This is a genomic window from Nocardiopsis sp. TRM 82005 (genome assembly GCF_056312425.1).
Map to the genome: position 1 here is coordinate 160,649 of NZ_JBWDTQ010000015.1, position 13,874 is coordinate 174,522.

A 13,874-nucleotide genomic window follows, 5' to 3' on the forward strand; every position below is an offset into this window, starting at 1 on the left:
CGTGTAACGCACGACACAGGGCGCACGAACGGTGTCCACGGTGTGGAACACCGGGCGGGCAGAGCCCGCGGGGGGCCGCCGAGCTCAACGGCCGTCCCCGTCAGACCCTGGGCTGGGCTACGCCAGCCGAGGCCCTCAACAAGTTCCTCGTTGCAACAACCACTCGACCCCAAGCGGTCGAGACTGCCGCTACGGGCAAGATCATCGCTGTCGGGCGCGTGGCCGCTCACGCCTTAGAGGCTGGCCCCGGCCTCGCCGCCGACGAGCGACTCCACGCCGCTCGCGGCCATCGGGCGGGCCACCAGGAAGCCCTGGCCGTGGTCGCAGCCCATGGCGCGCAGCTGCTCCAGCTGTTCGGGACGCTCGATGCCCTCGGCCACCACCTGCACGCCCAGGTCGCGTCCCAGCTGGATGATCGTGTGCGTGAGCAGCGTGACCGTGTCGTCGCGGCCCAGATCCGCCACGAACGACGGGTCGATCTTGATCGCGTCCACGCTCAGCCTGCGCAGGTGTGCCAGGGACGCGTAGCCCATCCCGTAGTCGTCGATGGCCAACCGCACGCCCAGTTCGCGCAGCTCCCCCAGGCGCTGCACGGCCTCGCCCCGGTCGTCGAGCAGGACCTCCTCGTCGACCTCCAGCGTGAGCACCTCGGCGGGCAGGCCCGTCTCGGTGAGGACACCCGCCACCGTCTCCACGAAACGAGGCGACAGCACCTGCTTCACCGAGAGGTTCACCGACAGGCCGATGTCCCAGTCCGAGATCCGCCACACCGCGACCTTCTCGCAGGCCTCGCGCAGGATCCGCTCGCCCAGCGGCACGATCAGCCCCGACTCCTCGGCCGCGCCGATGAACGTGTCCGGCCCCACCGTCTCGTCGTCGCGGTTCCAGCGCACCAGCGCCTCCACCGAGGTCACCTGGGAGCTGCCCAGGTCCACGACCGGCTGGTACTCCAGGAAGAACTCGCCGTCGGCCAGCGCCCGGCGCAGCCGTATCTGCAACTCCAGGCGCGAGACCACCGTGTCGTGCATGTGCGCGGCGTAGACCTCCACGTGGCCGGCCCCGCGCTCCTTGGCCCGGGTCATCGCCACGTCGGCGTTGCGCAGCAGCTCGCCGCTGTCGATGGCCGGTTCGGCGAAGGCCACGCCGATGCTGGCGGTCAGCAGGATGTCGCGGTCGGCGACCTGGAACGGCTCGGAGGCGATCACCCGCCCCAGCCGCTCGGCCAGGTCCACCACCCGCTGGGCCCTGGGTACGTCCTCGATCAGGACCGCGAACTCGTCGCCGCCCCAGCGCGCCAGGGTCGCGTCGGACTCCACCTCGCCGCGCAGCCTGCGGGCCGCCTGGCCGAGCAGGTGGTCGCCGCGCACGTGTCCGGCGGAGTCGTTGACCGCCGTGAACCCGTCCAGGTCCAGGAAGATCACCGCGACGTCCCCGGGAGGGTCCTCGCTCATCGCCCGGTGCGCCAGCACGTCGCTGGCCCTCTCCTCCAGGTAGGCGCGGTTGGGCAGCCCGGTCACGCCGTCGTGGAAGGTCAGGTGCTCCACCTCGTCCTGTAGCGCCACCTGCGCACTGATGTCGCGGGTGGTCACCAGCAGCCGGTCGGGCTCGCCCGGCTGCTCGTACAGCGAGATCGTCGACTCGGTGTGCCGCCAGGTCCCGTCGGCCGCGCGGACCCGCAGCCGCATGTGCACGCCCTGGGTACCGCGATCGGTGAACAGGTCGGTGACCGCCTTGGTACGGCCCAGGTCCTCGGGGTGGATGAGCGCGGTGACGGGCGCGGCGAGCACGTCGTCGAGCCGGTAGCCGAAGGCCTCGGCCGTACCCGGGCTGACGTAGTTCACGCCCCCGTCCCTGTCCAGGACCAGGATGACGTCGCCGCTGTTGCGCGCCAGCTCGTGGAAGTGCCCCTCGCGGTTGCGCACCATGCGGGACAGGGTGGCGTTCTCCTCCAGCATGCCCATCATGCGCACCAACAGCACCACGACGGCTGTGCCGGCGGCCAGCGGCAGCACCGGCGCCACCCCGGGCAGGCGTATCCCGGCCACGGTGAGCACCAGTGCGGCGACGAGCACCGCGCCGATCGCGGCGAGCTCTGGCGCGAACCGGTACAGGCCCCGGCCGGTGATACGGCGCGGGTCCGTGCCCGGCCGGTGCTCCACCAGCCAGGGCAGTGCTCCGAGCAGGGCGAAGCCCAGGAACTTCACCGGGTGCTCGATCCCACCGGCCACGGGCGGGCCGGTCAGCCGGGTGAGCGCGCCGACCATGTCCGCGCCGGCGATGACGACGAGCGCGCTGATCGCCACCAGCACCGCGCGCCGCGTGCTGTGCGGCGACATGAACACCAGCGGTATGAGCAGGCAGAGCACGACGATGTCGGCGACCGGGTAGACCAGTGCGAAGCCGAGGGACCCGGCGCCCTCGCCCAGCTCCCGGTAGAGCGGGGAGAACAGCAGCAGCCACACCACGGAGAACACCGCGGCGGCGCACACGTAGCTGTCGGTGACGTGCCGTACCGCGGTCCGGACGCCGCCGGGCCAGGGGGCGAACTTGGTGAAGCCGACCACGAAGAGTGGCAGGGCGGCGAGGGAGAAAAGGTCACCGAGGGTAAGAGACAGGACCGATCCGGAACTGAACAGACGGGTCAAACCGTGAGTGACGCCACCCGCGCACCAGGCGAGCGAGGCGAAACCGAGGTGCCGCAGGGCGGCGGATCCGTCCGCGCCGTCGGCGCGGGCGTCCCGGTCGGCGCCGGTGGCCGCCCAGCGGCGCGCGGCGTAGAGAAGGGACAGTCCGGCGGCCCCGGCCGCGACGGACATCGGCCACTCGCCGAACTCTGCGGTCACGCTGACGTCCCCCGAGGGGACGAACGTTCCCGCGACGTAGAGCAGGAACAACACGCCCAGGGCGACAGCCCACAGGCGACGTGCCCGGCTCCCCATCACCGGCTTGCCGGTGGGCGCGCCGCGGCCGACGCGGCGTTCGGCCGTTGTCATGCTCTCTCCTCGGACATGGAGCACCCACCTCGCGTCATTGGAGTCCGGGCGCGGCACAGCATCATGGCACCGCATCTGTCGCCCAGGATCTCGCGGGACTGGGACGAGCTGGTGGCGGGAACGGACCGAGGGACCGCACACGCCCCCATGCGTCGCAACCCTACGCAACCAAGGTCACACAGCGATTGAGGACCGGATGAGAGATGACGACGGAACCTCACCCGGCGTGACCGTTTCGCGCTACTCGTCCGCTGATCGTCCCGACGCGCCGTGGCCCGGCGCACCCGGGCGGCGGGGAACCTCCCGCGGGCACGGATCCGGCCGGGGACGGCCCGCGGAGGGCGGCACCGCGCCGCCCTCCGCGGGCCCGCCTCCGAGGGAGGGCAAGGCGGGACCGCCCCTTCCGAGGACGTGAGGACGTCCTCGGAGGAAGGGGCGGGGATCAGCTCGCGGCGAGCTTCTCCAGGATGAGCTCACGGGCGCGGCCCGCGTCGGCCTGCCCCCGGGTCGCCTTCATGACGGCGCCCACCAGGGCACCGGCCGCGGCGACCTTGCCGCCGCGCACCTTGTCGGCGGCGTCGGGGTTGCCGGCGATGGCCTCGTCCACGGCCGCGCCGAGCGCGCCGTCGTCGCTGACCACCTTCAGGCCGCGGGCCTCGACCACGGCGTCGGGCTCGCCCTCACCGGCCAGCACGCCCTCCACCACCTGGCGGGCGAGCTTGTTGGTGAGCGTGCCCTCGGCGACCAGGGCGATGATCCGGGCGACCTGGGAGGGGGTGATGGGCAGGGCGCCCAGCTCCACCTCCTGCTCGGTGGCGCGGCGGGACAGCTCGTTCAGCCACAGCTTGCGGGCCTCGGCCGACGGGGCTCCCTCGACCACGGTCGCCTCGACCAGTTCGATGGCGTCGGCGTTGACCAGGTCGCGCAGTTCGGTGTCGGTGAGGTCCCACTCGGCGCGGACCCGGGCGCGCTTGGCGGCGGGCAGCTCGGGCAGGGTGGCGCGCAGCTCCTCCACCCACTCGTCGGAGGGGGCGACGGGGACCAGGTCGGGGTCCGGGAAGTACCGGTAGTCCTGTGCCTCCTCCTTGGAGCGGCCGGAGATGCTGCGACCGGTGTTCTCCTGGAAGTGGCGGGTCTCCAGCACGACCCTCTCCCCGGAGTCGAGCACGCCGGCCTGGCGCTCGATCTCCGAGCGCACGGCCCGCTCGACCGAGCGCAGTGAGTTGACGTTCTTGGTCTCGCTCCGGGTGCCCCACTCGGCGGCGCCGCGCTCGTTGATCGAGACGTTGACGTCGCAGCGCATGGAGCCCTCCTCCATGCGCACGTCGGAGATGCCCAGGGAGCGGACCAGGTCGCGCAGCTCGGCCGCGTAGGCGCGGGCGACCATGGGTGCCAGCTCGCCGGTGCCGGCGATGGGCTTGGTGACGATCTCCAGCAGCGGGATACCCGCGCGGTTGTAGTCGACGATGGAGTGGTCGGCGCCGTGGATACGGCCGGTGGCCCCTCCCACGTGGGAGGTCTTGCCCGTGTCCTCCTCCATGTGGACACGCTCGACCTCCACGCGGAAGTCACGCGGGCCGTCGGGGGTGTCGACGGTGACGTCGAGGTGGCCGTCGACACAGATCGGCTCGTCGTACTGGGAGATCTGGTAGTTCTTCGGCATGTCCGGATAGAAGTAGTTCTTCCGGGCGAACCGGCCCCAGGGGGCGACGGAGCAGTTCAGCGCCAGGCCCAGACGGATGGCGCCCTCGACCGCCTTCTCGTTGACGACCGGCAGCGAACCGGGCATGGCCAGGCAGACCGGACACACCTGCGTGTTGGGCTCGGCGCCGAACCCGGTGGGGCAGGAGCAGAACATCTTGGAGGCGGTACCCAGCTCGATGTGGGTCTCCAGGCCGAGCACGGGCTCGTATTTGGTCAGCGCCTGCTCGTAGTCCACCGGCGCAGGACCGCTGTTCGTGGCAGGGCTAGGAGTTACCGCGTGGGCCATCGCCGCAAACCCGTTTCCGTAGAGGACATACCTTCCAGCTCAGCCTACCGAGCGTGAGGGGGTGGAGTGCCCGCGCCCGGGACACGGAAGGGTTACCCCACATCACAGCCCGTACACGATTGGGCCGCTGTCGCGGTAAGTTCCGGCGTCCCGGGGAGGCGAACCGTTAGTCTTGGGGGCCCGAGAAGACCATTTCGCCGATCGGTCCACCATGGCCGCCACCTTCGCACTGGAGCGCAAGAGCATGTCCGGCATCCTGCGTCGGTGCGCCGCGCTGCTTTCCTCTGCCGCCCTGACCGGCACCCTGGTTGGCGCCCCCGCGGCGAGCGCCGACGACTTCTCACGTGTGGACCGCGACCCCGTCGAGGGCGCGGTCCTCGTCCTCGCTGACGGCAGGGAGGCCGACACCGCGCTGTTCAGCCTACGTGTGGCCGACCAGGACTCCGTGCGGGCCTACACAGCGGTCTCCGACGAGGCGGTGCACCCGCGTACCGCCTACGTGGAGTCAGCGTGGTCGGACAGTCCGCAGTGGACCGAGATCCCCGGCGAAACGGACGCCCCCGACCAGGCGAACTGGATCGTCTCCCACTCCTATCCGACGGTCGACCTGCCCGGCCTCGCGGAGACGGCGGACCTGTCCCAGCTGGACGAGCGCCAGGCGATCGCGGGCACCCAGGCGGCCCTGTGGCACGTGTTGGACGGGGCGGAGCCGGACCGTGAGGCCAACGACGCCGCGGTCGTCGCCCTGTACGACCACCTGGTGGAGGAGAGCGCGACGGCGGCCGACAACACCGTCGCCCAGTCCCTGGAGGTGGTGCCGGCACACGTGGAGGCGATCGCCCCCGAGGAACCGCTGGGGCCGCTGAGCGTGCACAGCTCGGGGTCGGGCCCGCTGGGGGTCTCGGTGCGCGGCGCACCGGCGTCGTGGCTGGTCGACGGGGACGGCGAGCAGGTGACGCAGACGCGCGACGGCGAGGAACTCTTCCTGGATGTGGACCCCTCGGTCCCGGCGGGCGTGGCGACCCTGCGTGTACGAGGCCAGGACGTGCCGCTGCCCGAGGGGCGCCTGTTCACCGGGCGGGACGGCGTGCGCACCCGGCCCCTGGTGACCGCGGAGGCGAGTACGGCGACGAGTTCGACCACCGCGACCTTCACCTGGCATCCGGTGCAGACCGAGGAGCCGGACGCCGGGGAGACTTCCGGGGCCTCTCCGGAGGGAGAGCCACCCGTGCTCGGCGAGGCCGACCAGGAGACCGCTACGGAGGAGGAGGTATCCGCTGAAGCGGAGGACCGAATCCCCGATGATGATCTGGCTCGCACCGGCACCTGGCTGTCGGGGCTGCTGGTCATAGCTGGCGCTCTGGTGGTATCCGGCCTGATCATCCTGGTTCTGGGCCGCAAGCGACACGGCTGAGCCCGAATTCCGACGCGCAACACAGCCTTTGGTTGCGTGACTTATGGCCACAATTTGGCCTGGCTGCGCAGAAATTTTTTCCGGGCCGTATAGGTCACATTTTTCGCGAATCGGGTTGGAAGCAGCGAAGGGGATCGCTAGTATCAAGCGGGCGTTGGCACACCACGGCGAAGCGGCCCGTTCCCGCGTCACAGTGAGCCACTCCGGATGATCGCGCCCACCCCACACGGCGCCACGCCCCCCGAACCAGACGTGGTGACCTCCCGGAACGGACGAACGCACAAGGCGGTACCGGTTCCCGGTCACCGCCACGCCGTGGTCATCGCTTCCGCCCTCTCGGCTCCTCGAAGCCCCGTGGGCGGATGGCACCCCTATCCGGTTACCCCTAGAACACACCGGGACACGATTTGAGTAATTCCTCGCTCCCCCGCACCGTCGGACGCACCGGCTTCGCCGCCTCCGCCGCCGCGCTCCTGGCCTTCGGCCTGGCCGCCGCTCCCGCCGCCGCGGAGCCGGACGGCTCACCGACCCGCGCCTCCTACGACCAGACGGCCACCTCCGGTATCTCCGTCGACATGAAGGGCTCGGAAGGATCGGGCACCAGCCTGTTCGACCTGAACCTGGCCGAGGACGGCGGCACCCTCAGGACCTACTGCATCGACCTGCACACCAACATCCCGCCTGAGCATGAGATGGCCTCGGTTCCCTATGTCGAGGGCGCCTGGGCGGACTACCCCGGCAAGGGCGACTTCGAGGCCCAGTCCGGCAAGGTGCTCTGGATCCTCCAGAACTCCTACCCCAGCCAGGACCTGAGCGTCCTGGCCTCCGAGATCGGGGTCAACAGGCTGGAGGAGAAGCAGGCGATCGCCGCCACCCAGGCCGCGATCTGGCACTTCAGCAACGGCAGCGAGCTCCAGGGTGTCGCGTACGAGCGTGACGAGAAGGCCCACGAGGACAAGATCCAGGCGCTCTACGACCACCTGGTGGAAAGCGCCGCCCCCCTGGACGAGCCCGCTCCCGCCGTGAGCATCGAGCCGGGCGAGGCCGAGGGTACGGCCGGGGAGATCGTCGGCGAGTTCACCGTCGGCACCAACGCCGAAGAGCTCAAGCTCACGGAGGCCGCCGAGACCCCCGAGGGTGTCGAGCTGGTCTACGCCGAGAACGGCGAGCTCGTCGAGACCGTCAAGGACGGCGACGTCCTCGGCTTCTCCGTCCCCGAGGGCGCCGAGGCGGGTCAGGCCGGATTCACCCTGACCGCCAGCGCCACGGTCTTCGCGGGACGCCTGTTCCAGGGCGAGGACGTCGAGACCCAGACCCTGATCACCGCCGAGGACAGCGAGACCACCGTCTCCGCCTCCGCCTCCGCCTCCTGGGGCGCGGGCGAAGATGACGGCGGCGACGACGGCGACGACGGCGACGACGGCGACGACGGCGACAAGGACAACGGCGACGACGACAAGGACGACGGCAAGGACGACGACGGCAAGGACGACGGCGACGACGACGGTGACGACGGCGACAAGCCCAGCCCCGAGCCGAGCAAGCCTGCCGACGACCAGAACGAGCCGACCCTGCCGGTGACCGGTGGCGCGCTCGCCGGCCTGGTCGCGGCCGGTGTGGCGGCCCTGGGCGCCGGTGGCGGCGCCATCTACCTGAGCCGCAAGCGCAAGGCCAGCAACTCCGCGGACCTGGAGGGCTAAACCCCTCCCGGCCGTCCGAGTACGGCGGTGCCTGAGGGCCCGTTCCCGTGGGAGACCACGGGAACGGGCCCTTCGCCGTGTCGCCCACCGGGCCGGTCTGGTTGTCACGGTGTCCGGTACCGGACACCGGGGAGGCCGTTGTGCCGAAACGGGTTGGAGGGGCCCGGGCCGATCATTAGCATCAGCCGGGTACCACGCCCTACGTCCACGCCCGGGGCACGCGAGGACGCGTTCCCGCCAGGCACCGCGCCTCCCCGGAGCCCTCCTCCCCCGTTCCCGTCCGCCGCACCACCCGGCCGGGCCCTTCCTGTCAGCACGGTGAGACCCCGAGAAGAGACGTGACGCACGTGCACCTCCCCCCTGCCTCCGGAGCCGGACGCCCCCTTCCGTCAGCCGGTGCCGCCACCGCGGCCGCGCTGCTCGCCGTCGGCCTGGCCGCCGCTCCGGCCGCGGCCGCCGCACCTGTCACTGCCGGAGCCGAGCCCTACCAGGGGTCGGTGCGCGGCCAGTACACCGGTGTCGCCGAGCACGGCCACGCGATCACCATGCGGGGCGAGGCCTACACCACGACCAGCACGTTCAACGTGGTCCTGGAGGGCGGCCAGCGCCTGACCACCTACTGCATCGACTTTCGGACCGGCATCGTCGGCGACTCCTGGTACCGCGAGGACCTGTGGACCAACTACCCCGGCAGGGGCGACTTCGCCGAGCCCGGCAAGGTGCACTGGATCCTGCTGAACTCCTACCCGGTGGTCGGTATCCAGGAGCTGCGCCGGGAGACCGGCATCGCCGCCGTGGACGAGGCCGAGGCGCTGACCGCCACCCAGGCCGCGATCTGGCACTTCAGCAACGGCCTGGACCTGGACGAGGTCGAACAGGGGCCGCAGGCGGAGGGGGAGGTCATCGCGCACAACGTCGTCCGGCTCTACGAGCACCTGGTGGACAGCGCCGAGGCGGCCCCCAACGAGCCGGGGTCGGCGCTGACCGTCAGCCCGGACCAGGCCTCCGGGCTGGCCGGCGAGACCGTCGGCGAGTTCACCGTGGAGACCAGCACCGCTGATATCCCGGTGGCCCCGAACGCCCCCGAGGGTGTGGAACTGGTCGACGTCGAGACCGGCGAAGCCGTCACCGAGGTCGACGACGGCGACACCGTCGGCTTCTCCGTCCCCGCCGACGCACCGGCGGGCGAGGCCGTCCTCACCCTGGAGACCGAGGCCACCGTCCAGACCGGCCGCCTGTTCAAGGGCGAGGAGGCGGACGACCCGACGCAGACCCTGATCACCGCCCAGGACAGCGAGATCCCGGTTTCGGAGACGGTGACCGCGGTCTGGGACGAGCGGGGCGGCACACCGCCCCCCATCGAGCCCGCCGGGGAACCCGCCGACCCCCTCGACGCCGCCGCGGCCCCGGGCGGCGGCGGGCCGCTGGCCCTGACCGGTCCCGCCGTGGCCGTACTGGCCGTGGTGGGCGTGGCCGCCCTGGCCGGTGGCGCCGGACTGGTCTACCTGGCCCGCAGGCGCAGGTCCGCCTCGACCTCCGGTTAGCCTCTTCCGTTCGCGGCACCGGGCGGGGAGGACCCGAGTGCCCGCCGCCCCTGTCGGGGCGACGGGCACTCGGGGTACCTCCGGACTCGCGGTCCCTACTGGCCGACCGCGTAGGGGCTGCGGGCCAGCAGGGCGCCGTCGCGCTCATCCAGCGCGCGCTCGACCGCGGCCGCGACCCGGTAGGTGCGGTCGTCGGCCAGTGGCGGGGCCATGATCTGGAAGCCGACGGGCAGGCCGTCCTCCGGGGCCAGGCCGCACGGCACCGACAGCGACGCGTTCCCGGCCAGGTTGGACGGGATCGTGCACAGGTCGGCCAGGTACATGGCCACCGGGTCATCGGAGCGCTCCCCGAGGGGGAAGGCCGTGGTCGGCGTGGTCGGCGAGACCAGCACGTCCACGTTCTCGAACGCCGCGTCGAAGTCGCGCTTGATCAGCGTGCGCACCTGCTGGGCACTGCCGTAGTAGGCGTCGTAGTAGCCACTCGACAGGGCGTAGGTGCCCAGCATGACGCGGCGCTTGACCTCGGGGCCGAATCCCTGGGCGCGGGTCAGCGACATGACCTCCTCGGCACTGCGCGTGCCGTCGTCGCCCACCCGCAGGCCGTAGCGCATGGCGTCGAACCTGGCCAGGTTGGACGAGCACTCGCTGGGCGCGATGAGGTAGTACGCCGACAGGGCGGCGTCGAAGCTCGGGCAGGACAGCTCGACGGTCTTCGCACCGAGGGACTCCAGCAGCTCCAGGGTCTCGTGGAAGCGCTGGCGCACGCCCGGCTGGAAACCGTCGCTGTCCAGCTCCCGGACCACGCCCACACGTAGGCCCTCGACGTCGCCCAGGCGGGCGGCGTCCACGACCGGCGGGACCGGGGCGTCGATGGAGGTGGAGTCGTGCGGGTCGTGTCCGGAGAAGGCCTCGTGCAGCAGGGCGGCGTCGAGCACGTTGCGCGCGAACGGGCCCGGCGTGTCCAGGGAGGAGGCGAAGGCGATCACCCCGTAGCGGGAGGCGCCGCCGTAGGTGGGCTTGGCGCCGACCAGGCCGCACACGGCGGCGGGCTGGCGGATGGATCCGCCGGTGTCGGTGCCGGTGGCCAGGGGCGCCTCGAAGGCGGCCACGGCCGCGGAGGAGCCTCCGGAGGAGCCGCCCGGGATGCGGTCGGTGTCCCACGGGTTGCGGGTGACCTGGTAGGCGGAGTTCTCCGTGGAGGAGCCCATGGCGAACTCGTCCATGTTGGTCTTTCCCAGGATGACCAGACCTGCCTCGCGCAGACGCGCGGTGACGGTGGCGTCGTAGGGCGGCTGCCATCCCTCCAGGATCTTGGAGGCGGCGGTGGTGGGCATGTCCTTGGTGGTGAACACGTCCTTGTGGGCGATCGGCACACCGGCGAGCGGGCCCAGCTCCTCACCGGCGGCGAGGCGGGCGTCCACCGCGCGGGCCTGGGCCAGGGCGGTCTCGCGGTGCACGTGCAGGAAGGCGCTGATATCGCCGTCCACGGCCTCGATCCGGTCCAGGTAGGCGGTGGTGGCCTCCTCCGAGGTCACCTCGCCCCCGCGGATGGCCTCGCCGAGCTGGGCGGCGGTCAGGTTGACGACGTCGCTCATCACTACTCCTCCTCCCCGAGGATCCGCGGGACCCGGAAGCGCTGGTCCTCCACCGCCGGAGCGCCGGCCAGGGCCTGGTCGGGGGTGAGGCCGGGCTTGGCCTCGTCGGGACGGTAGACGTTGGTCAGCGGCAGGGCGTGCGAGCTGGGCGGGATGTCGCCCTGGGCGACCTCCTGCACCTTGGCCACGGCGGTGAGGATGTCACCGAGCTGGGCGGCGAGCGTGTCGAGCTCGCTCTCGTCGAGCGCCAGCCGCGACAACCGGGCGAGGTGTGCGGCCTCATCGCGGGTGATGGCGGTCATGAATGCGAACCGTTTCTTCGGCGGAAGGACTATCAACACCAATCCTATGGCTCCGGGGCAGGTCCCGCTGCCGGTCGGGAGGAAGGCCCCGCCGGGCTCAGACCCGGGTGCCGGCCGCTGTGCCGCCGTTGTGGGCGGTGACCCAGTCGGCGACCTCCCGCGCGGCCAGCGGCGGCGCGAAGTAGCGGCCCTGGGCGGCCTGGCAGCCGGTGTCACGGGCGGCGCGGACGAGTTCGGCGTTCTGGACGCCCTCGGCGGTGGCGCGCATCCCCAGCGCCTTGACCAGGGCGATGGCGGCGCGGACGACGGTGTGGCCGCTGCCGGACCGGTCGACCAGGCGCTCTGTGAAGGATTCGTCGATCTTGACCTCGTCCAGGGGCAGCCCGGCGAGTTGGGCGAGGGTGAAGTGACCGGTGCCGAAGTCGTCCAGGGACAGGCCGACGCCCAGGTCGCGGAGCCGGTGGACGGCCTCGGTGGCGGCCTCGGGGTCGGCGATCAGTGCGTGCTCGCCGACCTCCAGGACGAGCCGCTGGGGCGCCACGTCGTGCTCGTGCAGGGCGGCGGCGACGGTTCCGGGCAGCCCGGGGTCGAGGAGCTCGCGCACGCCGAGGTTGACGGCGACGGGCAGGTCCAGGCCCTCGTCCCGCCACAGGGCGGCCTGGGTCAGGGTGACTTCCAGCACCTGGGCGGTGAAGGTGCGGAGCAGGTTGGACTGCTCCACGACCGGCATGAACTCGTCCGGGGTGAGCAGGCCGCGGCTGGGGTGGCGCCAGCGGGCGAGGGCCTCCAGGCCGACGGGGTGCTCGTCCTCCAGGCTGACCTTGGGCTGGTAGTGCATCTCCAGTGCGCCCTCGGACAGGCCACGGCGCAGTTCGCTGTACAGGCTCAGCCTGGCGGTGGAGTTGCGGTCCTTGCCGGGGTCGTAGGACTCCACGCCCGTGCGGTCGGCCTTGGCGACGTACATGGCCACGTCGGCGCGCTGCATGAGGAGCGAGAAGTCGGAGGCGTCGTGGGGAAAGAGCGCTATGCCGATGCTGGCCTGTAGGTCGAAGTCCATGCCGTCCAGGCGGACGGGTTCGATGAGGGCGCCCCTGAGCCGGTAGGCGACCTCGCTGGCGGCGGCGGTGTCGCGGATCTGGGGCAGCAGGACGGCGAACTCGTCGCCGCCGAGCCTGGCCACGAGGTCGCCGGGGCGGACGCTGTGCGTGAGCCTGCGGGCGACGGTTTGGAGGAGGCGGTCGCCGATGGGGTGGCCGAGGGTGTCGTTGACCTCCTTGAACCGGTCCAGGTCGAGCAGGAGCAGGCCGACGACACCGCCGCGCTGCTCGGCGTGGGCGATCTCCTGGCGGGCGCGGACGGTGAGGAGCTTGCGGTTGGCCAGCGCGGTGAGCTCGTCGTGGTTGGCCTGGTGGTCGCGCTTGACCGAGAGCATGGCGCTTGTGTAGAGCGCGCCGAGGGGGGCGGCGAACAGCGGGACGTAGAGCACCGAGTGGTTCACGGCCACGACCACGAGCGGGGCGAGGCCGAGCAGGACCCCGCTGATGTAGGCCTGCTGGCCCAGGCCCTTGGACATGACCTGCCTGAAGGGGACGCGTTCGTGCATGGCCACGGCGCAGAGGACCAGCACACGGTTGGTCACGAAGTAGGCGGTCCCGGCCAGGGCGACGGCGAGGAGCTCCCCCGCGGCGGGGAACCGTGCGCCTTGGACCACGACGGGCACCAGGAGGCGCAGGACGGCGTCGGCGACGCCGAGGGAGAGGGTGTACTGGGCGGCGTTGAACGCGGTGCGGTGGGGTGCGTGGCCGCGCGCGAACCCGGCGACGACGGTGGCCACGACCTGGACTAGGGCGGCCACGGGCAGCCCGTGCAGGATGACGAGCGCGAAGGAGAAGGGCAGTGAGGTGGGCACCCCGCTGCCGGAGGGCTGCCCGGGGACGGAGATGGGCCGCAGCTCGCCGAGGACGATCATGCAGAGCAGGACCCAGGTGAGCGGCTGGAGGGCGAGCGTGCTCAACCTGTCCACGGACAGGTTGAGGCCGGAGAGGGCGAGCAGGCCCGCCCCGGCGGCCGTGGCGCCCAGCATGTACAGCCAGAGCGGAGTTCCGACCCGGGGACCGATGTCCCTTGTGCTGATGGGATCCTTCATGCCTGGTCCTCGTGAGGGGGCCGCGGAGCGGGACGGCGCTGGCAGCGCCGACGCTCCTGATTACTCAGGGCTTCCAGGATCCAGCCACCCCTCATGACCGAATCCTGGTTTTGGATGCGCCCAAATCCCAGGCTTACTCCGTCCACCTTACGCGGTTTCGTTACCAACTGTCGCGCATCAGGAACTATCA

At 71.6% G+C, this 13,874-nt stretch carries 8 protein-coding genes; 3 read left to right on the forward strand and 5 right to left on the reverse strand.

The features are described 5' to 3' along the window. Positions 1-233: 233 nt before the first annotated feature. Both AC0T5L_RS12220 and gatB read right to left on the reverse strand, forming a co-directional pair. The gene (locus AC0T5L_RS12220) at positions 234-2,939 is read right to left on the reverse strand and encodes a putative bifunctional diguanylate cyclase/phosphodiesterase (RefSeq protein ID WP_476165612.1); all 2,706 of its coding nucleotides are present in this window, start codon (positions 2,937-2,939) and stop codon (positions 234-236) included. A gap of 496 nt (positions 2,940-3,435) precedes the next feature. Beyond that, entirely contained in the window at positions 3,436-4,932 is a 1,497-nt protein-coding gene (gene gatB, locus AC0T5L_RS12225) for an Asp-tRNA(Asn)/Glu-tRNA(Gln) amidotransferase subunit GatB (RefSeq protein WP_476165548.1), read from the reverse strand. A gap of 295 nt (positions 4,933-5,227) precedes the next feature. On the opposite strand from gatB, the gene AC0T5L_RS12230 reads away from it, so the two are divergent. From AC0T5L_RS12230 to AC0T5L_RS12240, 3 genes are all read left to right on the forward strand, one after another. Beyond that, positions 5,228-6,397 carry a thioester domain-containing protein gene (locus AC0T5L_RS12230; protein WP_476165613.1) on the forward strand — a complete coding sequence of 390 codons (1,170 nt, stop codon included), beginning with the start codon at positions 5,228-5,230 and terminating at the stop codon, positions 6,395-6,397. Between the two features lie 407 nt (positions 6,398-6,804). After that, positions 6,805-8,097 carry a thioester domain-containing protein gene (locus AC0T5L_RS12235; protein ID WP_476165549.1) on the forward strand — a complete coding sequence of 431 codons (1,293 nt, stop codon included), beginning with the start codon at positions 6,805-6,807 and terminating at the stop codon, positions 8,095-8,097. 338 nt (positions 8,098-8,435) lie between these two features. After that, the gene (locus AC0T5L_RS12240; protein ID WP_476165550.1) at positions 8,436-9,641 is read left to right on the forward strand and encodes a thioester domain-containing protein; all 1,206 of its coding nucleotides are present in this window, start codon (positions 8,436-8,438) and stop codon (positions 9,639-9,641) included. Between the two features lie 95 nt (positions 9,642-9,736). Here AC0T5L_RS12240 and gatA read toward each other — a convergent pair whose 3' ends face one another. The 3 genes from gatA to AC0T5L_RS12255 all read right to left on the reverse strand — a co-directional run bounded on the left by gatA (position 9,737) and on the right by AC0T5L_RS12255 (position 13,684). Then, positions 9,737-11,236: an Asp-tRNA(Asn)/Glu-tRNA(Gln) amidotransferase subunit GatA gene (gatA, locus tag AC0T5L_RS12245; protein ID WP_476165551.1), complete on the reverse strand. Its 1,500-nt coding sequence runs from the start codon at positions 11,234-11,236 to the stop codon at positions 9,737-9,739. Positions 11,237-11,238: 2 nt separating this feature from the next. Beyond that, positions 11,239-11,538, reverse strand: a complete 300-nt coding sequence (gatC, locus tag AC0T5L_RS12250; protein WP_476165552.1) for an Asp-tRNA(Asn)/Glu-tRNA(Gln) amidotransferase subunit GatC — start codon at positions 11,536-11,538, stop codon at positions 11,239-11,241. Positions 11,539-11,635: 97 nt separating this feature from the next. Then, positions 11,636-13,684 (reverse strand): putative bifunctional diguanylate cyclase/phosphodiesterase, encoded by a 2,049-nt coding sequence (locus tag AC0T5L_RS12255; protein WP_476165553.1) that lies wholly within the window; start codon positions 13,682-13,684, stop codon positions 11,636-11,638. Positions 13,685-13,874: the final 190 nt, after the last annotated feature.